The sequence below is a fragment of the Rhizobium viscosum genome (genome assembly GCF_014873945.1).
GTDB classification, from domain to species: domain Bacteria; phylum Pseudomonadota; class Alphaproteobacteria; order Rhizobiales; family Rhizobiaceae; genus Rhizobium; species Rhizobium viscosum.
The window spans coordinates 320,207-343,605 of sequence record NZ_JADBEC010000003.1 but is presented as its reverse complement, the minus strand read 5'-3'; the positions used below and the strand labels follow the sequence as shown (position 1 = coordinate 343,605).

Genomic DNA, 23,399 nt, shown 5'->3' with positions numbered 1-23,399 from the left:
GGCGTCGGCAAAATCAGCATTCGACGACGTTGACGGCAAGGCCTCCAGTCGAGGTTTCCTTGTACTTCTCGCTCATGTCGTAGCCCGTCTGGCGCATCGTCTCGATGCAGGCGTCGAGCGGCACGAAATGCTGGCCATCGCCCTTCACTGCGAGGGATGCGGCCGTGACCGCCTTCACCGCACCCAGCGCATTGCGCTCGATGCAGGGAACCTGAACGAGACCGGCGATCGGATCGCAGGTCATGCCGAGATGATGTTCGAGCGCGATTTCCGCGGCATTTTCGATCTGGGCCGGCGTGCCGCCCATGACGGCTGCGAGGCCGGCTGCTGCCATGGCGGCGGCCGAGCCGACCTCGCCCTGACAGCCCACTTCCGCGCCCGAGATCGACGCATTGTGCTTGATGATACCGCCGATCGCCGCTGCGGTCAGCAGATAGTCGTGGATGCCCTTCCGGTCCCAGTCCTCATGGAAATGCTCGTAGTAGCGGATCGTTGCCGGGATGACGCCGGCCGCGCCATTGGTCGGCGCCGTGACGACGCGCCCGCCTGCGGCATTCTCCTCGTTGACCGCCATCGCGTAGACGCTCAGCCAGTCGTTGGCGAGCAGCGGGTTGACGCGGTTGCTGCGCCACTCTTCCTGCAGCTTGTCGTGAATATGCTTGGCGCGGCGTCTGACGTTCAGGCCGCCGGGCATGACGCCCTCGACCTTCAGCCCGCGCTCGATACAGGAGCGCATCGCGTCCCAGATACGGTCGAGGCCTACATCCAGCTCTTCGCGGCTGCGCTGGCTTTCCTCATTGGCACGCTTCATCTGCGCGATCGACAGGCCGGAACGTTCTGCCATTTCCAGCATCTGCTTGGCACTGGCGAAGGGGTAAGGCACCTTGTAATTGCCTTGCGATACCTTCTTGCGCGCCCGCATCTGCTCCAGCTCGGTATCGGTGACGACGAAGCCGCCGCCGACGGAATAATAGATGCGCTTGACGAGAAGCCGACCGTCCTTGTCATAGGCGGAGAAGCTCATGCCATTGGCGTGACCCGGCAGCGGCTGCTTCTTGTCGAAGATCAGGTCGGTCTTCGGCTGGAACTGGTAGGCCGGGTGCCCGTCGGGCGTGATCCGGCCGCTCTTTTCCACCCCATTGATGATGGCATCCATGCGGTCGGGATCGACCTTGTCAGGCGCCTCGCCCATCAGGCCGAGGATGACCGCCCTGCCCGTTCCATGGCCGATCCCCGTATGTGCGAGCGAACCGTGCAGGCTGACCTTGATGGCGGCCACCTGCGCGCCGATGGAAGGACGCGGCCATTCATCGGAGAGGATGAGCTCGAGGAACCGGTTGGCAGCCGTCATCGGCCCCATCGTATGCGAGCTCGACGGCCCGACACCGATCTTGAACACATCGAATACCGAAAGAAACATGGAAGCGCCTTTTAAATTGCACGATGCAGACTATGCGAGCCCGGCTCCGCATCCGCGTGGCGGACCGACATCGCCTTGAACCGGTGCGACATTCGGCGGGACACTAATTCGAAGCGCTCCAACTTGCTAGTCATTCTCATATTGCCGGTCATTGCAGCAATCGCATGCATATGTAGAGTGGCCACGTTTGATGCGGGAAATGAATCACTGATGATGACGACGGCGGATTATATCGCGCTTGCCTTCTTTATCTTTATCTGGATGGGCTATTCGTGGCTGTTGCACGGCCAGACCTTCTTCGGGCGCACGAGCCTTACCCATGCCATGGCGGAGCGGCGGCGTGAATGGATATATAATTCCCTGCGCCGCGATCTGAAGATGATCGACACCCAGATAATGGCCGGGTTGCAGAACGGCACTGCCTTTTTCGCTTCCACATCCATTTTCGCGATCGGCAGTTGCTTCGCCTTGCTTGGTGCTACGGAGAAGGTGGATGCGGTCTTTGCCGACCTGCCTTTCGTCTTCCATAGCGGCCACGCCGTCTTCGAAATGAAGATCGGCGGCCTTGCAGCCCTCTTCGGCTACGCCTTCTTCAAGTTCGGCTGGGCGTACCGGCTCTTTAATTATTGTACCATTCTTTTCGGCGGCATTCCGATGGTACATGATACGGAGAAGGACATCATTGCCGCGGAGCGGGCGGCGGAGCGCGTCATCCGCATGAACGTCATTGCCGGCAGCCATTTCAACGAGGGGCTTCGGGCGATCTTCCTGTCGATCGGCTATCTCGGCTGGTTCATTAACCCCTATGTTTTTATGGGTACGACATCGATCGTTGTTTTCGTCCTCACCCGCCGGCAATTCTTTTCGGAAGCGCGCCTCGCCATCATGGACGCAAACCCGCCACCAAATCTCCACCTTTCTCCTGTTCAGCGCAACAAGCCGTCAGCGAGTGACGGTGATGAGCTGTCCGAGGGATTGTGAATGATGGTGTCGGCAACGGAAGCGGCGGTTGACGCAAAGCCACCGCGTATCGGCCTCGTGGACACGGCGCGGGGCGCCGCGCTCATTGCCATGGCCACCTATCATTTCAGCTGGGATCTGGAGTTCATGGGCTACCTGCAGCCTGGAACGGCCGAGACCGGCTGGCTGAAGATATATGCCAGGGCGATCGCGACCACCTTCCTCTTCATCGTCGGGGTCAGCCTTGTGCTTTCGAGCCGGCCGGACATCCGCTGGCCGTCCTTCTGGAAGCGCTTCGCCATGATCGCCGGCGCGGCCGTGGTCATATCGGCCGCGACCGCCTATTTCGTGCCCGGCGGATGGATCTATTTCGGCATCCTGCATTCCATCGCGGTGCTGAGCCTGATCGGCGTGATCTTCCTGCGCCTGCCCTTGCCCGTGACGCTGCTCGCCGCACTGGCGCTGTTCGTTGCCTGGATCGTCGATGCCTTCGTCATGCCCGGCGTACTGGACTCGCACCTGTTCGACCCGAAATACTTGGCCTGGCTCGGCTTCGCGGCGGCTCCCGACCGCTCCAACGACTATGTGCCGCTCTTTCCTTGGGCGATACCCTTCCTCCTCGGCATGGGCCTGGCGCGCCTCGCTTTCCGCACGAACCTGCCGCAGCGGCTGGCATCATTGGGCACGGGTAAGACATGGCTTGCGCGCCTCGGCCGCCACAGCCTCGCCTTCTACCTTATCCACCAGCCGGTGCTGATCGCCATTGCTTATGGCCTGACCTTCATCGTCGCGCCGCCGAAGCCCGATCCGGCTGCGACCTACCTGCGCCAATGCAACACGTCCTGCGCGGTCGAACAGGGCGAAGCGCTCTGCCGCAGCTTCTGCCAATGCACGCTCGATCAGCTGCAGGCACAGCAGCTCTTCACGCCGTTTCAGGCAGGTGAGGTCAAGGCGGATGATGAGCGGATCATGGCGCTTGCCAGCCAGTGCAGCGCCGAAATAGAGCCCGCGCCGCAGTCGCAGCCCGAGCCCCAGCAGTGATCAAGCAATGATCAGGTGGTAACGCCGATTTCGGCGAGGCGGCCGAGGCACGCCTCTTCGATATTGTCGAGTTCGGTGATCGTCTCGTCGATATCCTTGCGCTTTTGGCGCAGGTCTTCACGCTTCTCGTCCACGCGCTTCATAAGAAGCTTGAGCTGGCCGAGTTCGCCCGGCGGCTCCTTGTAGACCTGGATGATTTCGCGGATTTCGGCGATGGTGAAGCCGATGCGCCGGCCGCGCAGGATTTCCTGAATGAGGCGTCGATCGGCAGGCCGGAACAACCGCGTGCGTCCGCGGCGCTCCGGATGGATCAAACCCTCATCTTCATAGAAGCGAAGCGTGCGCGTCGACACTCCGAATTCGCGCGTCAGCTCCGTTATGGTATAGTATTTGTTCACTAGCATCTCATCCCCGTCATCGGCCTGACATAATATTGACTTTTACGTAATAGTCAATTTCTGGGGGCGTCAGATACCGAACCACCATGTTGCGAGGCCGAGGAAGGCGAAGAAGCCGGTACAGTCGGTGACGGTCGTGACGAAGACGGACGAGGCGATCGCCGGGTCCGCTCCCATCTTGTCGAGCAGCAGCGGCAACAGGATGCCGGCAAGGGCAGCTGCAATCAGATTGATGATCATGGCCGCTCCGATGACGGCGCCAAGCTGATAGTTGTGAAACCAGGTGCCGGCAATCACGCCCAGGAGCAGGGCGAAGAGCATTCCGTTCAGAATGCCGACGCCGGCCTCTCTCCGGATGATGCGGCCGGCATTGTAGATATCGAGATCGCGGGTCGCGAGCGCACGCACGGTCACGGTCATGGTCTGCGTGCCCGCATTGCCCCCCATGGAGGCGACGATCGGCATCAGCACGGCAAGCGCGATCATCTTCTCGATCGAGCCGTCGAACAGGCCGATAACGCTGGCAGACAGCATCGCCGTGCCGAGATTGATCAAGAGCCACAGGAAGCGCGAACGCACGGTCGAAACGACGTTGTCGGAGAGTTCTTCGTCGCCGACACCGCCGAGGCGCTTGATGTCTTCGTCCGCTTCTTCATGGATCACATCGACCACGTCGTCGATGGTGAGCACGCCGACGAGCCGTTCGTTCTCGTCGACGACGGCAGCCGACAGAAGGTCGTACTGTTCGAAGAGTTGGGCGGCCTCTTCCTGGTCCATCTCGGCGGGGATCGGATGGTTCGTCTCCCGCATGATGGTTTCGATCTTCGTCTGCCGCTTGGTGCGCAGGATCTGGTCGAGATCGACCGCGCCGAGCAGCTTGAAGGTCGGGTCGATGACGAAGATCTGTGAGAAGGAATAGGGCAGGTCCTCCTCGTCGCGCATGTAGTCGATCGTCTGCCCGACCGTCCAGAATGGCGGCACGGCGACGAATTCCGTCTGCATGCGGCGGCCGGCAGAGCTTTCGGGATAATCGAGCGCGCGGCGAAGGCGCACCCGTTCCGTGAAGGGCAATTGCGCGAGAATCTCTTCCCGGTCTTCCTGGTCGAGATCTTCGAGAATGTAGACGGCGTCGTCCGAATCCAGTTCGCCGATGGCTGCCGCAATCTGTTCGTTCGGCAACTGGTCGACGATCTCGCGGCGGATCGTCTCGTCCACCTCGGTCAGCGCCGTCATGTCGAAATCGTCGCCGAGCAGGTGCACCAGCGCCAGACGCTGATCTGGCTGGATCGATTCGAGCAGGTCGCCTATTTCCGATTCATGCAGGCGTGCAACGTTCTGGCGGAGAAACAGCGTGTCGCGATCGGCAATGGCGGCGCCGAGGCGCGCCAGGAAATCGCTGCGCACGTTGCCGTCTTCATTATAGATATCGACGTCTTCGTCTGCCGGACGTTTGCGATTGCGGTCTTCGGTATCGGTCGTCGTCATATGCCGCCCTCGCATTTCTATCTGATTTCAAAGATTGTCTCGCCGCATTCGAAAATGTCGGCTGAAAATGCATTGTCAACAAGCGGATAAGCGAATTCCGCCCTGCCCTTTTGGTCGCCGGAATGCACATCGACCTGCTAGCTGAAAGCATTTCTGCCGTAAAGCGCAAACCCATGCTTTCTGATGACAATGCCTGTGGCCAGCTATAGTTTCCGCTGCCATTTATCGAAAGGAATCTCAGCCGTGCCGATCCGCCCGATTCTCCGCTATCCGCATCCCGGCCTGAAGACGGTCTGCGCGCCGGTGACAGCGTTCGATTCGGCCCTTGTCGCCCTTGCAGACGATCTGTTGCAGACGATGCGTGCGGCACCGGGCGTCGGCATCACCGCTGCCCATATCGGCGTCCCCCAGCGCCTGACGGTGCTGGAACTCGACAAGGCGGATGGCGTGCGTATCTACGCCAATCCCGAGATCATCTGGTTTTCGGATGAGACGATGGTTCATATGGAAGGCAGCGTCTCCATGCCCGGCGCAACGGACGAGGTCACGCGCCCGAAGACAATAAGATTCCGCTATCAGGATCTGGATGGCCATCAGCACGAAGAAGAGGCATCGGACTTCCTCGCCATCTGTATTCAGCACGAAGTCGACCAGCTCGACGGCATTTTCTGGCTGCAGCGCTTGTCACGGCTGAAGCGTGATCGGCTGATCAGGAAATGGGAAAAGACGAAAAGCTGAGGGCCGCGTCAATATCGGGCGAACCAACGGCGCACTTCCGGCGTTTGCCTTGCAGGATGAAAACCGGAAGGAGACGGAAATGCCTGGTATCAATGACAAGTCCTCGCTTTCCCGCGAAGAGGATTACCGCGACTTCGAAGAGCGCAATCTCGACGACGGCTGGCCCTATGCCGACGGCAGTGGTGCCAGGGCTGCCGGTAGCGAAAACCGCGCCTATGGCGAAACCTCTGCCAATTTCGATCGTGACCGCAACAGCGGCTTCCGCATCGATGGCACGGACGAGGACGGCAATGAAAAACGCCTGAAGGATTCACTCGAGCCTCATACAATCGACCGCGACGAAAGCGACGACCTCGAAGCCCGCGTGACCGAGAACCTGGAGAATATCCCCGGCGTGGATATCGACAGTGTGGAAGTTCACGCCGACGGCCACACCGTGACGCTGGAGGGTTCGGTCGAAACGATCGGCATCGCCCGCAAGGTCGAACTTGGCGCCCTGTCGGTGGACGGTGTCCATCACGTCCGCAACCACCTGCGGACGAACGGTGTCGATGCCCATATCCCGAATGAGGATTGAGGCAAAAAAACACAAAGTCGCCACATTTGAAAACCGGAAAGTGGCCTGCTTCCCGGTTTTCTTGTCTCTAAAATTAAAAATAGTTAATCAATCAAAGATTGCAACATTGTAATCTTGCCAAAAGCCCTGACATCTCAGGCAATTAACTGTGCCGGCTAAGATAACGTGCTCGTCAAAAACGTTGACAAATATGTGATTTCATTTGGACAAAACGCCGCAAGACAACCGTCATCTTTCTCACAAAATCGCCCAGATTGGGGCGCGAACTCATCTTGCCGAGGGTTGGTTTTGCGTTGTTGAATTCAACAGCAGATTGAGGAGATAGACCCATGCGTATGAAATTTGCCGTCGCCGCCACCCTGTTTGCCGTCAGCATGGCAAGTGCTGCTTTCGCGGCGCCAAAATATATGGACGATTATTCCAACGATGGTGATGGCCTCTACCAGACGCCGGTCGCCCCGGCGAAGCCTGTTCACTACCCGACCCATGTAGCGCCCCCGGCCTATTCCAGCGACTATACAAATGACAGCGACGGCTTCGCGCCGGCCGCGATGGCCAAGCCCGCGAAAGTCGACAGAACCGCGACCGCCAGTATCAAGCCGCTTCCGGATTGCCATAGCATGATCGGCCCGAAGGGCTCCCGCCAGAAAGGTGCCGATAGCGGCGCAAGCCGCACCGAGGCATGCCGTGCGATGCACTGACATGATCCGAGAAAGGGCCGGTTTCCGGCCCTTTTCTTTTGTAAATCCCCATTTTCTCTTGCAATTTCAATGCACCACGCCGCGTAATCCACACCTCGGACAAGCTTTTAAAAAAAACTGTCACATCGCGCTTGTGTCCGTCTGAGGCTTTTGCTACATGCTGCCTCGCCGACGCAAATCGGCCCTACCACGATGCGGTCGTGGCGGAATTGGTAGACGCGCAGCGTTGAGGTCGCTGTGGGGCAACCCGTGGAAGTTCGAGTCTTCTCGACCGCACCAAAGAAACCCGCTTCGGCGGGTTTTTTCTTTTTTGCCAAAGGCTTGGCACCATCCAGTGCCAAAGTTTACACCGCGACACACGGCGCGCGGTGGCCCCTTCCCGACGAAGTGTTCCCCTTGGATGTCAACGCAGAGTCTGCCGGTGGCGGTTACAATTTTGCTGCGCAATCTTCTGCTTGACTTCCATCTGGAATTGAGAACATAACTGGAACGATTAGGGGTTTCAGGGGTGTTCATTTCATGAAGTTTATTTCGATCAGTAATATTTGACGTGTCGCTAGGAACTAGCGTCCGCTGATTCCGGTTCATGCGCGATACCGCGGGCTCACCGGCAATCCACTCTTTCTCATCATTCGAACGCAAGCCGGCTATTCGGCTTGGCGAATATTTCGCTCTGCCTGCGCAACTGCGTGGCATTCTACGGCTAGGGATCGCATGACACCGGAAGATCGCAATGGACATGTCAGTGGACGCGTTAGGCTTGCCATTCTTGGAACGTTTGTTTTCGCGTTCTATCTCGTAGCGCGTTCAATGGGCGAGACTGAGACGGCGGCATACAAGACGCTCGACGAGTGTCTCAAGGATAGCAAGTTCGGCCCTGATGACTGCAAGAACAGCTTCGAGACTGCTCGTGCCGAGCATCTGAAGAATGCGCCTTCCTATCAGAGCCGCGAGGATTGCGAGGAGGAATTCGGCAGCGGCAAGTGCGAGGTGACAAGTTCAGTGCATCTTGCCGGTGGAGGGCACTACAGCCCTATCAGTCAGGCTACCTCATCGGCCAACCCGAAAGGAGCGGCAATGGCATTTATTATCCGGCCGTACCGGCATCGGCACTCTATGAAAGCAGCCATGTCTCGGGCTTCGTAAATGCTGCCGGCCAGTTGGTCACCAATAAGTTCGGCGGCTTCAAGATGACTTATGGCAATGGTGCGACCATCCGTCCAGAAGTCCATACGACCACGCTCGCCCGGTCTGGCTTCGGCACCCGCCACGTCTCTGCATCCTGAGGGCTCGCCATGAAGCGTATCGCGACCGGCGAAAGACCGAACTGGGCGCAGAAGGTCGAGGCCTTGGATTTCACCATCCATCATATGTATGGCGAACTCTATTGGGACGAGCGCAACGCCTATCAGTTCACGCTCGCTCAGATCGAAGACGATCTGGAAGACCCGACCAACGAGATCCTGCAGCTCTGCTACAAGGCAGTCGATCGCATCTGCTCCGATCCCGCCTTGATGACCCGCATGGCGATCCCGGCAGCGTTCCATGAGGCAATCCAGCGGTCGTGGAAATGGTCCGATCGCGATATCTACGGCCGCTTCGATCTGCGTTACGATGGCAAGGGTCCGGCAAAGCTGTTCGAGTTCAATGCCGATACCCCGACCTCGCTTTTCGAGAGCGCCGTCATTCAATGGGAATGGCTGCAGGACATGAAGCGCCTCGGCCGATTGAAGGCCGATGCCGACCAGTTCAATTCGATCCACGAACAGCTGATCGGCGCTTTCCAGCATTTCAAGAATTCGAGCGACAGCGGCGTCTTCCATTTCGCCTGCATCACCGAAAACGAAGAGGATTACCTCACCACGAAATATCTTGCCGATGTCGCGTTTCAGGCGGGCTTCGAAGTCGTGCTGCTCGATATGGAGGAGATCGGCATCGACCCGGAGGACTGGTTCACCGATCTCGAAGACCGCCGAATGGAGAATCTCTTCAAGCTCTACCCGCTGGAATTCATGGTCCACGAGGAGTTTGGCGCGCATCTCATCTCCACGCCCACGAAGATGCACGAACCGCTGTGGAAGATGACCCTGTCAAACAAGGGTCTCCTCCCCATCCTCTGGGAAATGGCGCCCAACCATCCGAACCTGTTGCCCGCCTATTTCGCTGACGATCCGCAGGCACCGCGGCTGGAAAACGCCGTCAGAAAGCCGCTCCTGTCGCGCGAAGGCGCAAACGTCACGCTGACGTCAGGAGGCACGACGATCGCCGTGGAGGGAGAATATGGGGCGGAGGGCTACATCGTCCAGGAAACCCGCCTGCTCCCGCAGTTCGGCGATGACTATGCCGTGATCGGTTCTTGGGTCGTCGCCGGCGAAGCCTGCGGCATCTGCATCCGCGAGGACAAATCGCCTATTACCCAGAACCTCTCCCGTTTCGTCCCGCATTTCATTATGGATTGAGATGACGGTGGGCTGCAGCGGCCGATTCCCCGGATATTACGGAAAACAACGTGGCCGATCGGATAGCTGCGCGTAACTATGTGAGCGACATAACATGCCGCTCACAGCTCCTGTTAGCCAAACGTGAAAGTGAATTTGCGGCTGCCAATCGAGCCTGATCCCGTCCCTCGAACGCCTGTCGAAACGAAGCTGAATGAACCGCTTTGGCCGTTGCTGCATGTGAACGTGCCTTCGCCATTGCGGTGCGTGACGTAAACGAAGTTCCCGTTGCATTTGAGACCCTTGGTGCTCGTCAATTCGAGCGTTCCGGCCCCGTCGGCATAGCCTGTCGCCTTGCCCGTAAACGTCTCGTCGCCACTCTCCGTCTGACCCTTGAGAGGAAGCGTCATAGCGCAGCCCGACAGGAGCGCTACGAGGAGCGCGGAGGGAAATATGCGTTTCATGAATTACCCCAATAAGATGATTTGCAAGGTTGCAATATCTGGATGATTGAATTTTTCTCTATAAGCCGGCCAAGTTATCCCCAGTGTCGCAGGCGGATGCGAGCGTTTGGCGTTTTGTTCATGACGTGAGTTGTGCAGCAAAGAGCGATTGAATCACCCTTCGTCCAAGTCCATATAGAAGCCCGCGCCCGCCCTCTCCATTTATGCGGATTGCGCCAAGGACTGCCATGCTACGCACCGATCTCGATTTTTCCATGCTCCCCAAACTCGGCTCACGCCCCGTGCGCTGGCGCATCTCAGACGGACTTATTCCCTATGATGAAGCGGTGGGGACGATGGAGCGGGAAGTCGCAGCGATTTCCGAAGGCGGCGACGAGCTCGTCTGGTTGCTGGAACATCCTCCGCTCTATACGGCAGGTACCAGCGCCGACGCGAAGGATCTCGTCCAGCCGGATCGTTTTCCGGTCTTTGCCACCGGCCGCGGCGGCGAATACACCTATCATGGCCCCGGCCAGCGCGTCGCCTATGTCATGCTCGATCTCAAACGCCGCAGGCAGGACGTGCGCGCCTTCGTGGCCGCACTCGAAGAAGTCATCATCCGCACGCTCGATTCGATGAATGTGCGCGGTGAACGCCGCGAAGATCGCGTCGGCGTCTGGGTCCGCCGGCCGGAGAGACCCTTGCTGCCTGACGGCACCATGGCTGAAGACAAGATTGCGGCACTCGGCATCCGCCTGCGCAAATGGGTGACCTTCCACGGCCTGTCGCTCAACGTCGATCCCGATCTCGATCATTTCGGCGGCATCGTGCCCTGCGGCATTTCTGCCTATGGCGTCACCAGCCTCGTCGATCTTGGCCTGCTCGTGACAATGGTCGACGCCGACATCCGCCTGCGCGCCGCCTTCGGAGAGATCTTCGGCGAAACCGTCAACGATGCCGCACACTGTCCCTGATCGCCGTCCTTGATTGCCCGGGCTTCCTGTGGTTGATGACATCATCCGCAAGAAGCAGCCACCATGCCCGAATCTCCCTCCGCACAGAATCCCCTCCAGGGCATGGCCATCATGGCCGGCGCCATGGCCATCCTGCCGACGATGGATGCGATCGCGAAATATATGGCGACCTTTGAGGGCATGTCGCCCGGACAGGTAACTTTCTACCGCTTCTTCTTCCAGCTCGTCTGCACCCTGCCGATCCTCTTTGCCGTGTTCGGCACACAGGCTCTGTCGGCCAAGCGCCCGTGGATGAACCTGCTTCGCGGCGCGCTGCATGGTGCGGCGAGCCTGCTCTTCTTCGTCGCCGTCAAATACATGCCGCTCGCCGATGTCTTCGCCATCTATTTCGTCGAGCCCTTCATGCTGACGGCGCTCTCGGCGCTGTTCCTCGGCGACAAGGTCGGCTGGCGGCGCTGGATGGCAATCGTCGTCGGCTTCGGCGGCGCCATGATCGTCATTCAGCCGAGCTACGAGATCTTCGGCCTGAAAGCACTGCTGCCGGTCTTCTGCGCCTTCCTCTTCTCGCTCTACCTCTTCCTTAACCGCGCAATCGGCGAGGCGGATTCGCCGCTGACCATGCAGACCATGTCAGGCATCGGCGGCACAATCTTCATGGCGGGCGCAATGTTTGTCGGAAGCAGCCTCGGCAATGCCGACTTCACGCCCTCCCTGCCCGCCTCCTGGCTCGGCCTCGTCCTGTTGCTGATCCTTGGTACGATCTCAGGCTATGCGCACATGCTGGTCGTTAAGGCTTTCCGCCTGGCGCCGCTGTCACTGCTCGCGCCGTTCCAATATTTCGAGATCATTTCGGCGACTGTGCTCGGCTATGCCCTCTTCGGTGATTTTCCGAATGTTTCCAAGTGGATCGGCATCGCCATCATCGTTGCATCGGGGCTTTTTATCATCTGGCGGGAGCGTCTGCAGGCGCGATCACTAAAATCCGCATGAAATGCCGCATCTACGATTAACTCTCCTTCTTGAGGGATCTTCAATTCGGCGGCGATAAAATCATTTCCGGCTTCATGATGAAGTCTGGAGATAAAACATGAGTGAGTTCCGTCTCGCTTTTCCGGCGTGTGTCATCGCCGGTAAGCACCGGCTGACGGCCGAAGACATTGTGCTTTTGCGCAAACACACCTTTCCGGAGGGCATCCGGACATCCGATCATGTCGTGGTGATGTTGGCGCTCAATAGTTCCTGCCCCGAAAAATGCGCCGAATGGAACACGTTCTTCATTGAACAGCTGGCAGGCTTCATCGTCGATTACACCTATCCGCAGGGCTCGCTGGACGAGATCAATGTCGCATGGATCATGCGCATGTTCACGACCGATGGCGTCGTCAATTCGGCGCTCGAGCTCGAGCTTATCCTGCACGTCATGGAACTCAGCGCCCACGTGCCCGATGAGCTGCGGGCGCTAGCGCTCGACCAGCTCCGTCTGGCGCTATCAGAGGATATCGGCGGTTACAAGCTGACCCGTGCCACCGACCGGAGGAGCATCACGCGGCAGGATGTGGATTACGTCATGCGCGTCTTGAGGAGCGTCAGCGAAGGCGGCGTCATCGGCGTTTCGTCGATCGAATACGGCGTTCTGCAGCGCATCGAGACGACAACGCTATCAGGCGCCAATCATCAGCGCTGGGGCGAGATCATGGCTGCGGTCGAACTCAGGGACTATGTTCAGCCGAGACGCAGCCGCTGGCTGCGCATCATCGACGAAGAACCGGTCGTCGCTGCCGCAGTCGCCTGATCTCCCAAGCCTTCAAACTGCCTCTGATTTTCAGCCCAATTGTGTGTTCCGGCTTTTTATGCGTAAAACTCCGGAACGCATTTCCTGGGTGGAGTCTCGATGTTCAAGAAAATCCTGATCGCGAATCGCGGCGAGATTGCCTGCCGCGTGATCAAAACCGCGCGCCGCATGGGCATTGCCACCGTTGCGGTCTATTCGGATGCGGATCGGGATGCCCTGCATGTCGAGATGGCCGATGAGGCCGTCCATATCGGCCCAGCGCCTGCTGCCGAAAGCTATCTCGTCGCCGAGAAGATCATCGCCGCCTGCAAGGAGACCGGCGCCGAGGCCGTGCATCCCGGCTATGGCTTCCTGTCGGAACGCGCCTCCTTCTGCGCGGCGCTTGAAGAGCAAGGCATCATTTTCATCGGCCCGAAGCCCAAGGCCATCACGGCGATGGGCGACAAGATCGAATCGAAGAAATTCGCCAATGCCGCCAAGGTCTCCACCGTTCCCGGCTATCTCGGCGTGATCGAGGACGCGGTGCACGCTGAAAAGATCGCGGCGGAGATCGGCTATCCAGTGATGATCAAGGCGTCGGCCGGCGGCGGTGGCAAGGGCATGCGCATTGCCTGGAACGAAGCGGAAGTGCGTGACGGTTTCGACCGCGCCCGCTCCGAAGCCAAAAGCTCGTTTGGTGATGACCGCGTCTTCATCGAGAAATACGTGGTCGATCCGCGCCATATCGAAATCCAGGTTCTGGCGGATGCCCACGGCAATGTCGTCTTTCTCGGCGAGCGCGAATGCTCCATCCAGCGCCGGAACCAGAAGGTCGCCGAGGAAGCGCCCTCGCCCTTCCTCGATGAGAAGACCCGGGCCGCCATGGGCGCCCAGTCGGTGGCGCTGGCAAAGGCCGTCGATTACCAGAGCGCCGGCACGGTAGAGTTCATTGTCGACCGCGACCGCAATTTCTATTTCCTCGAAATGAACACCCGCCTGCAGGTCGAACATCCGGTGACGGAACTGGTGACTGGCATCGACCTTGTCGAGCAGATGATCCGCGTCGCCGCCGGCGAGAAGCTGCCCTTCGCCCAGAAGGACATCAAGCTGAAGGGTTGGGCGATCGAAAGCCGCCTTTATGCGGAAGATCCCTACCGCAACTTCCTACCTTCGATCGGCCGTCTGACGCGCTACCGCCCGCCGGCGGAAGGCCGCAACGGCGATGTGATTATCCGCAACGATACCGGCGTCTTCAAAGGTGCCGAGATCTCCATGTACTACGACCCGATGATCGCCAAGCTCTGCACCTGGGCGCCGAGCCGCCTGCAGGCGGTGGAAGCCATGGGCCAGGCGCTGGACGCCTTCGTGGTCGATGGCATCGAGCACAATGTTCCCTTCCTGTCGGCACTGATGAAACATCCGCGCTGGCGCGAAGGGCGTCTCTCCACCGGCTTCATAGCAGAGGAATATCCGGAAGGTTTTGCGCCAATGGCGCCGGATGCCTCGGAGGAGGCAGCTCTTGCCGCCATCGCGCTGTCGGCTTCTCTGATCGATTCCGTCAGGCGCGAAGGCTTCGCCGATCGCCTGCGCCACCCGAGCGGCCCGCTGCGCGAAGAATGGATCGTCAAGCTTGGCGGCAATTATGTGCCGGTCAAACTGGTCGATGGCCTCGTGACCATTCCCTTCGAAATGGAAATGGAAATCGGCGGCCGCACGGAAACCGTTATCACCGACTGGAGACCGGGCGATCCGGTTTGGCGCGGCAGGATCGCGAGCCGACAGGTGACGGCACAGATCCGCCCGATCTTGAACGGCCTGCGCATCGACTGGCAGGGCCTGTCCGTCAAGGCGCGTGTCTTTACGCCCCGCCATGCCGAGCTCGATCGCTTGATGCCCGTCAAGCTGCCGCCGGATACGTCCAAGCTGCTGCTCTGCCCCATGCCGGGCCTCGTCGTTTCCATTGCCGTCACCGAAGGTCAGGAGATCAAGGCGGGGGAAACGCTTGCCGTCGTCGAAGCCATGAAGATGGAAAACGTGCTGCGCGCCGAGCGTGATCTCGTCGTTGGCAAGATCAAGGCCGCGCCCGGCGAGAGTCTCGCGGTCGATGCCGTCATCATGGAATTCGCCTGACGTATAGGCCCGGCGACCCGAACCGATTTTCTAAGCCTTTTTTGTGCTTGAGCCATCCTCGCTGAGCGTGCAAGAGTCCGCCACGCAAATCAGAGGAGATCGAAGATGGATGTTCGCGCCGCCGTTGCCGTTCAGGCAGGAAAACCGCTCGAGGTCATGACCGTTCAGCTCGAAGGCCCGAAGGCCGGCGAAGTTCTGATCGAGGTCAAGGCGACGGGTATCTGCCACACCGATGATTTCACCCTGTCCGGCGCCGATCCGGAAGGCCTCTTCCCGGCAATCCTCGGCCATGAAGGCGCCGGCATCGTCGTGGATGTCGGCCCGGGCGTCACCTCCGTGAAGAAGGGTGATCATGTCATTCCGCTCTATACGCCGGAATGCCGCGAATGCTACTCCTGCACCTCGCGCAAGACCAATCTCTGCACCTCGATCCGCGCCACACAGGGCCAGGGCGTGATGCCTGACGGCACCTCACGCTTCTCGATCGGCAAGGACAAGATCCACCATTATATGGGTTGCTCGACCTTCTCCAACTTCACAGTCCTGCCGGAGATCGCCGTTGCCAAGGTCAATCCGGACGCGCCGTTCGACAAGATCTGCTACATCGGCTGCGGGGTGACGACCGGCATCGGTGCCGTCATCAACACGGCCAAGGTCGAGATGGGCGCAACCGCCATCGTCTTCGGTCTTGGCGGTATCGGCCTCAACGTTCTCCAAGGTCTGCGTCTTGCCGGTGCTGACATGATCATCGGTGTCGATATCAACCCTGACCGCAAGGCATGGGGCGAGAAGTTCGGCATGACGCATTTCGTCAACCCGAAGGAAGTTGGCGACGACATCGTGCCCTATCTCGTCAACATGACGAAGCGCCACGGCGACCTGATCGGCGGCGCCGATTACACCTTCGACTGCACCGGCAACACCAAGGTCATGCGCCAGGCGCTGGAAGCCAGCCACCGAGGCTGGGGCAAGTCCGTCATCATCGGCGTCGCCGGCGCCGGCCAGGAGATTTCGACGCGTCCCTTCCAGCTCGTCACCGGCCGTAACTGGATGGGTACGGCCTTCGGCGGCGCCCGTGGTCGCACCGACGTGCCGAAGATCGTCGACTGGTACATGGAGGGCAAGATCCAGATCGATCCGATGATCACCCACACCATGCCGCTCGAAGACATCAACAAGGGCTTCGACCTCATGCACAAGGGTGAAAGCATCCGCGGCGTCGTGGTCTATTGATGACTGCTGTTGCCTATACGACTGACCTCAAAAGTCTCGATGAGCTCTCCGCGCGGGAGCTCTACGACCTCTTGAGAATGCGTGTCGACGTCTTTGTCGTCGAGCAGAACTGCCCCTATCCGGAACTGGACGGCAAGGATATCGATGCCCTGCATCTGCGGCTCATGGAGGGCGCCGAACTCATCGCCTCCACACGGCTCCTAAAGCCTTATAAAGCGCAGGATCCGGTGAAGATCGGCCGCGTGGTCGTCTCGCCCGCCCATCGCGGCAAGCGGCTTGGCGAAGCGCTGATGACCGAATCGATCGCCGTTTGCGAGCGGCTATATCCGGAAAATCCCATCGCGCTTTCGGCGCAGGCGCATTTGCGCCGCTTCTACGAATCCTTCGGTTTTGTGAAAACATCGGAGGAATATCTGGAAGACGGCATTCCTCATCTCGACATGGTCCGCCAGTCGGCTACCCAGCCGGCGTGAGGATATCGCCATGATCTATGTCGATGCCGACGCCTGCCCGGTCAAACCCGAAATCCTCAAAGTCGCCGAACGCCTCGGCATGGAAGTGACCTTCGTCGCCAATTCGGGCCTGCGCCCATCGCGCGATCCGATGGTGCGCAACGTCATCGTCTCCAACGCCTTCGACGCTGCCGACAACTGGATCGCCGACAATACCGGCCCGACAGATGTCGTCGTCACCGCCGATGTGCCGCTTGCGGTCCGTTGCGTTGCCAAGGGCTCCTTCGTGACAGGCCCGACCGGTCGCGTCTTTGATGAAACCAATATTGGCATGGCAAGTGCTATGCGCGATCTCGGAGCCCATCTGCGTGAAACCGGCGAGAGCAAGGGCTACAACGCATCCTTCAGCCCGAAGGACCGTTCGCGTTTCCTGGAAACCTTCGACCGTCTCTGCCGCCGAGCGAAGAACGCCTGATCCATCGGAAATCGGGTGGCATGGCAGCTATGCCAATTCCTAGCTTGAAGTCAGCCGTTCCCTCGCACATATAGCGTGTGACGCAGACGACTGCGGCGCTCGGATCAGTCCGGATCGCAAAGTCGCGGGGACGGCCTCGCTCTGACAAGGAGAATATGATGGCCTGGTTCCTGCTTTTTCTCGCTGGCCTTTTTGAGTGCGGTTGGGCAATCGGTTTGAAATATACCGATGGCTTCACCCGTCCGATGCCGACGATTCTGACGGTCATTTCCATGGTGGTGAGTATCATCCTGCTCGGTCTTGCCGTCAAAAGCCTGCCGATTGGCACCGCTTACGCGGTCTGGACCGGTATTGGCACGGTCGGCACGGTGCTGCTCGGCATCTGGCTTCTGGGCGATGCGGCAAACGCCTCTCGTCTGATCTGCATTGCGCTGATCGTCGCCGGCATTGCCGGCCTCAAAATGACGGCCTAAAAAGAAATATCTGAAATGAAGAAGAGGCTGCGGGCGCAAAACCCGCAGCCTCTTCTGTTAGGCCGATGCGTTTCTGTTGTCGACGGACCACGCACCGGCGCCGGCAAAGAACAGGTAGAGGAAGATGAAGCAGAACAGGATCGCGCCGTCGCCCTGGTTGAGGGCCGGGAAGAAGCTGTGCGGCATATGCGCCATGAAATAAGCGATCGCCATTTCGCCCGACAGCAGGAAGGCCACCGGCCGTGTTGCGAAGCCGATGAGAATAAGGATACCGCCAAAGGTTTCCAGCAGTGCCGCAATCAGGAACAAAGTGGATAGTGGGCCGTCGCCCTGCGCTGCCGGGAAACCGAAAAGCTTCATCGTGCCGTGCTCGATGAACAGAAGCGCGGTCATGATTCTGAGAGCGGCCAGACCATAGGGGCGGTAGGCGGATAGACGCTCGAAAGTTGACATAAAGACTCTCCTTAAGGGTGTGCTGCCGAGCGTTATCGTGTCTCTAATAGGGATTGAAGACACAGTTTGCTGACAGGCGTTCACAACTTCGACAGTGGATAAACACCTGAAGAGGCTCCTTTATTCGTTCACAACGGGATGTTGTCGTGCTTCTTCCAGGGATTGCTGAGATCCTTGTTCCGCAGCATCTTCAGGCCGCGAGCCAGCCGGCGCCGTGTCGAATGCGGCATGATTACCTCGTCGACATAGCCCCGCTCGGCCGCCACGAACGGTGACAGGAAGCGATCCTCGTACATTTTCGTATGCGCGGCAATCTTTTCGGGATCGGCGATATCCTTGCGGAAGATGATCTCGACGGCGCCCTTGGCGCCCATGACGGCGATCTGGGCTGTCGGCCAGGCATAATTCAAGTCGCCGCGCAGATGTTTCGACGCCATCACGTCATAGGCGCCGCCGAAGGCCTTGCGGGTAATGACCGTCAGTTTCGGCACCGTCGCCTCGGCATAGGCGAAGAGCAGCTTGGCGCCATGCTTGATGAGTCCGCCATATTCCTGCGCCGTGCCTGGCAGAAAGCCCGGCACGTCGACGAAGGTGACGATCGGAATGTTGAAGCAGTCACAGAAGCGCACAAAGCGCGCCGCCTTGCGCGAGGCGTCGCTGTCGAGCACGCCGGCGAGCACCATCGGCTGGTTGGCGACGAAGCCGACAGTCGAACCTTCGATGCGCCCGAAGCCGCAGACGATGTTCTTGGCGAAGCTCGCCTGGATCTCAAAGAAATCCCCCTCATCCGCCACCTTCTGGATCAGTTCCTTGATGTCGTAGGGCTTGTTGGCATTGGCTGGGATCAGCGTATCCAGCGAATTGTCGGTATCGGTCACCGACTGGTAACATTCGATCTCCGGCACCGGCGATGTGTTTGACTGCGGCAGGAAATCGATAAGCCGGCGCACCTGCAGGAGCGTATCGACATCATTGTCATAGGCGCCGTCGGCAATCGAGGAGCGCGTCGTATGCACGCTCGCGCCGCCCAGTTCTTCGGCTGTAACAGTCTCGTTGGTGACGGTCTTCACCACATCGGGACCGGTCACGAACATGTAGGACGTATCGCGCACCATGAAAATGAAGTCGGTCATGGCAGGCGAATAGACGTCGCCGCCAGCGCATGGTCCCATGATGACGGAGATCTGCGGAATAACGCCCGAAGCCAGCACATTGCGCTGGAAGACCTCGGCATAGCCGCCGAGGGCCGCGACACCTTCCTGAATGCGCGCGCCGCCCGCATCATAGATGCCAATGATCGGCGCGCGGTTCTTCAGCGCCATATCCTGCACCTTGATGATCTTCTCGGCATGGGCTTCCGAGAGCGAGCCGCCGAAGACGGTGAAATCCTTGGCGAAGACGAAGACGGTACGGCCGTTGACCGTACCCCAGCCGGTCACCACGCCGTCGCCGGCAATGCGGCTCTTGTCCATGCCGAAATCGGTGGAGCGGTGTTCCACGAACATGTCGAACTCTTCAAAGGAATCTTCGTCGAGAAAGAGATCAATGCGTTCGCGCGCCGTCAGCTTGCCACGCTGGTGCTGTGCGTCGATGCGCGCCTGTCCGCCACCGAGACGGGCGATGCCACGGCGGCGTTCGAGCTCTTCCAGAATATCCTTCATGATCTCCCCTCGCCGCCGTTGACGGCCGATTTTACGGATAGAGCAATTCCAGCAAAAGTGTGCAGCGGTTTTGCATCCGGAATTGCGTTAACACAAAGAGATAGAGCATTTCGTGTTTCGAAGAAAAACGGAAATGCTCTAGCGTCCGCTGAGTGCGAAGGCGGAGCGCACGCGCGCGGCGATATCTTCTGCCAGAATGTCGTCGGCCAGATGAGGGTCGGCAGTCAAGCTTGTAACTTCGAAGGAGGTCACGGCGATCACAGATCCGTCTTCCACGGAAGCGGCATCGATCCTCACCTCCGCGACATTGCGGTCCTTCTGGAAGCCGAGGCTCTTTGTGACGGAAACGATGCGGATCGTCAGCACCACTCGCGGCAATTCACTTGTGCGGACCGTCGCGCGAATGGCGGCATTGACGCGGTCGCTGATGCCGGAAAGCAGTTCCGCCGACATGGTCGTGCTGGATAACACTACGGCGCTGCGCACGTCATAGACAGGTTTTTCCTGCTTCTTCGGCATGAGACTGGCGCAGGCCGTCAGGGCCACGCAAACAAGCGCCATCAGGCAAAATCTCGACCTCAGCCACGCCATTCCAAATTCCTGCAAATCCCCGTCCGGAGTCGCAGATTTGGTCATAAAGCCCAACAAGGCAATATGATTCAGGCCCTTAGCGCGAAAAAAACATCCGTTGCTGCTTTGAAATCCTCAAAACGCTTGGCCCGGCGCTGCTCGGCTTCTTCGTCGCTTCCCCAATGTTCGATGGTCCAATCCTCGTCGAGATGGGCGAGCGACCAGGCTTCGTCAGGCGTGATCTCGCCTTCGGCAATGGCAAGCGACAGCAGCGCCGAACCGGTAATCGTCGTCACCGTGTGGAGAGCTGCAAGCTCGAGCGCACTGTCGTGCCGGCGCAATGCCGAGCCGAAAGCGGCGATCGCCTCGCGCGGCTGCTCGTGATGCATAACGCCTTCGACAAGGATGAAACGTGCGCCGAGATCGGCGGCTGCCCAGTCGAGCACCGGATCCCAGCGCTCCGTCTGTCGCTCGACCAGCTTTTCCGGACCATCGGCGCGGTAGCAGAGCAGATCGCTCGACGAAAAGCGCAGGATATCCTCGAAGACGGCCTGTGTGTCTGTTGCCACACCGTCGATCGCCGTGTTGACGAGGCGCGTTACCGGCATGAGCGAGGGATCGATGACCTCATTCTGCGCGTCCCATTCGGCGGCCACGAGCTTTGCCAGCGCTTCGCTGGGCACGGCCAGGATCTGGCGGGCCGGCGTGCGCACGAGCTTGCCGTCCAACTCGATCGCGAAACCATCCTCATGCGGTGCGACGGAAACCGCCTGATAGAAGCGCTTAGGCAGCGGCTTCTTCATCTGAATCTGCGCGCGGCGGATCGGATCGGGATGGCTCAGGCCTTCGGAAAGGTCGTTCAGCAGGTCGCGCATGGGCTCACCTCAGTAAAAATGGCGCAAAATCTCATCAGGATGATAGGCGATCGCATCGGCGCCGTTGGCGATCAGCTCATCCACGCTGGCATAGCCCCAGGCAACGCCGATCGCCTTGGCGCCGGCGGCCTTTGCCATCTGCATATCGTAAATCGCGTCACCGATGACAATGGCATCGGCCGCATTCATGCCGGTTTCATCGCAGCATTCGCTCACCATGGCTGGATGTGGCTTGGAGGGGCAATCGTCGGCGGTGCGCGCAACGACGAAATGCCTCTCGAAGCCATGCGTCTCCATCACGAGCTTCAGCCCGCGCCGGGACTTGCCGGTCACCGCACCGATCAGCAGATCCCCGCGCCCGGTGAGCGCATCGATCATCTCGCGAATGCCGGGAAAGAGCGGCTCGCGATAATCGAGATCCTGACGCACGACCGAAAACAGCGATTTGTAATGTGCCGTCATGTCGATATCTTCCTGCTCGACATGCGGCTTGCCCTGCATGCGGGCAATGGCGATATCGAGCGACAGGCCGATGATCGCCTTAGTGTCCTCGAACCGAGGTTCCGGTTTGCCGAACTTTGCGAAGGTTCGGCGCATGGTTTCGTGGATCAGCCCAGCGCTGTCGACCAGCGTGCCGTCGCAATCAAAAAGCGCAAGCTTCATTCTTCGTCATCCAGGATGGGGGCTGAGTTCTCGTCGAAACCGAGCAGGTTCCAGCTCTGCACCATATGCGGTGGCAGAGGGGCCGTTACGCGCAGCCGCCCGCCGGAGGGGTGTGGAATATCGATATGGCGGGCATGCAGATGCAGCCGCTTCTGGATGCCGCCGGGGAAATCCCAGTTCGGATCCTCATCGAAATATTTGGGATCGCCGATGATCGGATGGCCGATATGCAGCGCATGGACACGAAGCTGGTGCGTGCGCCCCGTATAGGGTTCCATCTCCAGCCAGGCGAGACGTTGCGCTGCCGTCTCTACGATGCGGTAATAAGACACCGCATGATCGGCACCATCCTCGCCATGCTTGGCAATCCGCATGCGGTCGCCATCCATGGTCTGTTCCTTGACGAGCCAGGTCGAGATCTTGTCTTCGCGCTTTCGCGGCACGCCCTTGACCAGCGACCAGTAGGTCTTCTTGGTGTCGCGCTCGCGGAAAGCGGCCGTCAGCTTCTGGGCAGCACCACGCGTGCGGGCGATGACAAGCACACCAGACGTATCGCGGTCGAGGCGGTGGACAAGGCGGGGTTTCTCGCCTTTCGGGCTGGTCCAGGCTTCGAGCATCTGGTCGATATGGCGGGCCACACCCGAGCCGCCCTGCACGGCGAGTCCGGCCGGCTTGTTGAGCACGATCACCTTGTCGTCCTCATGCAGCACCATGCGCGACAGGAGTTCGAAGTCACCGGAATGCTTCAGGTCCTTGCCGGCGATCGGCCCGGACTTAACCTTGGCATCGACATCGAGCGGCGGCACACGCACCATCTGGCCGGGCTGCACGCGCGCATCCGATTTTACGCGGCCGCCATCGACGCGGACCTGGCCGGAGCGCAAGAGCTTCTGTAACGGGCCGAAGCCGAGACCCGGATAGTGGATCTTGAACCAGCGGTCGAGCCGCATGCCCGCTTCATCGGGCTCCACCTTGATGTGTTCTATACCTGCCATGGAATTCTTTCGGAAAATATGGGCGCGATCAAAGGCGCTTCTCTTGCCGCTGCCTTTAGAGCATTTTTCAGAAAACGGAAATCGGAATCGAAATCAGATGAGCGCGCGCATCAGGCCGAGACCGGCCATGACGGCCGCCATCGAAAGTCCGACGCTTGCTGCGATATAGATGCCGCCGGCAAAGACCTCGCCGCGCTCGAAGAGCGTGATCGCATCCAGCGAGAAGGCGGAGAAGGTGGTGAAGCCGCCAAGAAAACCTGTGATCAGCAGCAGCCGTAGTTCCACAGAAGCGTTGAAGCGGCGCATGATCATCTCGGCAAACACACCGATGATGAAGCTGCCGACGACGTTGACGATGAGCGTGCCCCAAGGAAAGCCAGGCCCCATGAGCCGCAGAGAGCCCAGGCCGACATAATATCTCAGAAGCGAACCGATTGCGCCGCCGACCGCGACGAGCAGAGCCTGGAACATGC

At 59.5% G+C, this 23,399-nt stretch carries 26 protein-coding genes and 1 tRNA gene; 16 read left to right on the top strand and 11 right to left on the bottom strand.

Features of this window, described 5'->3' with window-relative positions:
• Positions 1-13: 13 nt before the first annotated feature.
• Positions 14-1,420: an L-serine ammonia-lyase gene (locus H4W29_RS33740; protein ID WP_192733182.1), complete on the bottom strand. Its 1,407-nt coding sequence runs from the start codon at positions 1,418-1,420 to the stop codon at positions 14-16.
• Between the two features lie 213 nt (positions 1,421-1,633).
• Between H4W29_RS33740 and H4W29_RS33735 the strand changes: the two genes are divergently transcribed.
• Both H4W29_RS33735 and H4W29_RS33730 read left to right on the top strand, forming a co-directional pair.
• Complete coding sequence (locus tag H4W29_RS33735; RefSeq protein WP_192733289.1) at positions 1,634-2,401, top strand: DUF599 domain-containing protein; 768 nt, start codon at positions 1,634-1,636, stop codon at positions 2,399-2,401.
• Positions 2,402-3,421 (top strand): heparan-alpha-glucosaminide N-acetyltransferase, encoded by a 1,020-nt coding sequence (locus tag H4W29_RS33730; RefSeq protein ID WP_192733181.1) that lies wholly within the window; start codon positions 2,402-2,404, stop codon positions 3,419-3,421.
• A gap of 11 nt (positions 3,422-3,432) precedes the next feature.
• Here H4W29_RS33730 and H4W29_RS33725 read toward each other — a convergent pair whose 3' ends face one another.
• Together H4W29_RS33725 and mgtE are read right to left on the bottom strand one after the other, a co-directional pair.
• Entirely contained in the window at positions 3,433-3,825 is a 393-nt protein-coding gene (locus tag H4W29_RS33725) for a MerR family transcriptional regulator (RefSeq protein ID WP_007826104.1), read from the bottom strand.
• Between the two features lie 63 nt (positions 3,826-3,888).
• Entirely contained in the window at positions 3,889-5,304 is a 1,416-nt protein-coding gene (gene mgtE, locus H4W29_RS33720) for a magnesium transporter (RefSeq protein WP_192733180.1), read from the bottom strand.
• 243 nt (positions 5,305-5,547) lie between these two features.
• Between mgtE and H4W29_RS33715 the strand changes: the two genes are divergently transcribed.
• From H4W29_RS33715 to H4W29_RS33690, 6 genes are all read left to right on the top strand, one after another.
• The gene (locus H4W29_RS33715) at positions 5,548-6,042 is read left to right on the top strand and encodes a peptide deformylase (protein WP_192733179.1); all 495 of its coding nucleotides are present in this window, start codon (positions 5,548-5,550) and stop codon (positions 6,040-6,042) included.
• A gap of 79 nt (positions 6,043-6,121) precedes the next feature.
• Complete coding sequence (locus tag H4W29_RS33710; RefSeq protein WP_192733178.1) at positions 6,122-6,619, top strand: BON domain-containing protein; 498 nt, start codon at positions 6,122-6,124, stop codon at positions 6,617-6,619.
• A 329-nt stretch (positions 6,620-6,948) separates the two neighbouring features.
• Positions 6,949-7,320: a hypothetical protein gene (locus H4W29_RS33705; RefSeq protein ID WP_192733177.1), complete on the top strand. Its 372-nt coding sequence runs from the start codon at positions 6,949-6,951 to the stop codon at positions 7,318-7,320.
• Positions 7,321-7,514: 194 nt separating this feature from the next.
• A tRNA-Leu gene (locus tag H4W29_RS33700) sits at positions 7,515-7,599 on the top strand.
• Between the two features lie 435 nt (positions 7,600-8,034).
• Entirely contained in the window at positions 8,035-8,466 is a 432-nt protein-coding gene (locus tag H4W29_RS34630) for a DUF1190 domain-containing protein (protein WP_246517656.1), read from the top strand.
• Positions 8,467-8,615: 149 nt separating this feature from the next.
• Positions 8,616-9,779 carry a glutathionylspermidine synthase family protein gene (locus H4W29_RS33690; RefSeq protein ID WP_192733175.1) on the top strand — a complete coding sequence of 388 codons (1,164 nt, stop codon included), beginning with the start codon at positions 8,616-8,618 and terminating at the stop codon, positions 9,777-9,779.
• Positions 9,780-9,892: 113 nt separating this feature from the next.
• Here H4W29_RS33690 and H4W29_RS33685 read toward each other — a convergent pair whose 3' ends face one another.
• On the bottom strand, positions 9,893-10,222 hold the full coding sequence (locus tag H4W29_RS33685) for a hypothetical protein (protein WP_112547690.1): 330 nt from the start codon (positions 10,220-10,222) through the stop codon (positions 9,893-9,895).
• Between the two features lie 227 nt (positions 10,223-10,449).
• On the opposite strand from H4W29_RS33685, the gene lipB reads away from it, so the two are divergent.
• The 8 genes from lipB (at position 10,450) to sugE (ending at position 17,709) form a co-directional block, all read left to right on the top strand.
• Entirely contained in the window at positions 10,450-11,175 is a 726-nt protein-coding gene (lipB, locus tag H4W29_RS33680; protein WP_192733174.1) for a lipoyl(octanoyl) transferase LipB, read from the top strand.
• 63 nt (positions 11,176-11,238) lie between these two features.
• A complete protein-coding gene (locus tag H4W29_RS33675; protein ID WP_192733173.1) occupies positions 11,239-12,165 on the top strand; it encodes a DMT family transporter in 927 nt (308 codons plus the stop codon).
• 97 nt (positions 12,166-12,262) lie between these two features.
• Positions 12,263-12,967: a hypothetical protein gene (locus H4W29_RS33670; protein ID WP_192733172.1), complete on the top strand. Its 705-nt coding sequence runs from the start codon at positions 12,263-12,265 to the stop codon at positions 12,965-12,967.
• Between the two features lie 99 nt (positions 12,968-13,066).
• A complete protein-coding gene (locus H4W29_RS33665; protein WP_192733171.1) occupies positions 13,067-15,076 on the top strand; it encodes an acetyl-CoA carboxylase biotin carboxylase subunit in 2,010 nt (669 codons plus the stop codon).
• Between the two features lie 105 nt (positions 15,077-15,181).
• Complete coding sequence (locus tag H4W29_RS33660) at positions 15,182-16,309, top strand: S-(hydroxymethyl)glutathione dehydrogenase/class III alcohol dehydrogenase (RefSeq protein ID WP_192733170.1); 1,128 nt, start codon at positions 15,182-15,184, stop codon at positions 16,307-16,309.
• The gene (locus tag H4W29_RS33655) at positions 16,309-16,782 is read left to right on the top strand and encodes a GNAT family N-acetyltransferase (protein WP_192733169.1); all 474 of its coding nucleotides are present in this window, start codon (positions 16,309-16,311) and stop codon (positions 16,780-16,782) included. The genes H4W29_RS33660 and H4W29_RS33655 overlap by 1 nt, the downstream gene beginning before the upstream one ends.
• Before the next feature lie 10 nt (positions 16,783-16,792).
• Positions 16,793-17,236 carry a YaiI/YqxD family protein gene (locus H4W29_RS33650; protein ID WP_007826122.1) on the top strand — a complete coding sequence of 148 codons (444 nt, stop codon included), beginning with the start codon at positions 16,793-16,795 and terminating at the stop codon, positions 17,234-17,236.
• A 158-nt stretch (positions 17,237-17,394) separates the two neighbouring features.
• Positions 17,395-17,709, top strand: coding sequence for a quaternary ammonium compound efflux SMR transporter SugE (gene sugE, locus H4W29_RS33645; protein ID WP_192733288.1), 315 nt, complete (start codon positions 17,395-17,397; stop codon positions 17,707-17,709).
• A gap of 57 nt (positions 17,710-17,766) precedes the next feature.
• Here the strand turns inward: sugE and H4W29_RS33640 are convergent, their stop codons facing one another.
• The 7 genes from H4W29_RS33640 to crcB form a co-directional block, all read right to left on the bottom strand.
• A complete protein-coding gene (locus H4W29_RS33640; RefSeq protein ID WP_192733168.1) occupies positions 17,767-18,162 on the bottom strand; it encodes a DoxX family protein in 396 nt (131 codons plus the stop codon).
• A gap of 128 nt (positions 18,163-18,290) precedes the next feature.
• A complete protein-coding gene (locus H4W29_RS33635; protein WP_192733167.1) occupies positions 18,291-19,823 on the bottom strand; it encodes an acyl-CoA carboxylase subunit beta in 1,533 nt (510 codons plus the stop codon).
• A 138-nt stretch (positions 19,824-19,961) separates the two neighbouring features.
• Entirely contained in the window at positions 19,962-20,414 is a 453-nt protein-coding gene (locus H4W29_RS33630; protein ID WP_192733166.1) for a calponin homology domain-containing protein, read from the bottom strand.
• A gap of 68 nt (positions 20,415-20,482) precedes the next feature.
• The gene (locus H4W29_RS33625; protein WP_192733165.1) at positions 20,483-21,268 is read right to left on the bottom strand and encodes an ATP12 family chaperone protein; all 786 of its coding nucleotides are present in this window, start codon (positions 21,266-21,268) and stop codon (positions 20,483-20,485) included.
• A 9-nt stretch (positions 21,269-21,277) separates the two neighbouring features.
• Entirely contained in the window at positions 21,278-21,931 is a 654-nt protein-coding gene (locus tag H4W29_RS33620; protein ID WP_192733164.1) for an HAD-IA family hydrolase, read from the bottom strand.
• On the bottom strand, positions 21,928-22,926 hold the full coding sequence (locus tag H4W29_RS33615) for an RluA family pseudouridine synthase (protein WP_183747028.1): 999 nt from the start codon (positions 22,924-22,926) through the stop codon (positions 21,928-21,930). The genes H4W29_RS33620 and H4W29_RS33615 overlap by 4 nt, the downstream gene beginning before the upstream one ends.
• A gap of 93 nt (positions 22,927-23,019) precedes the next feature.
• Positions 23,020-23,397, bottom strand: coding sequence for a fluoride efflux transporter CrcB (gene crcB, locus H4W29_RS33610; protein ID WP_192733163.1), 378 nt, complete (start codon positions 23,395-23,397; stop codon positions 23,020-23,022).
• Positions 23,398-23,399 lie beyond the last annotated feature (2 nt).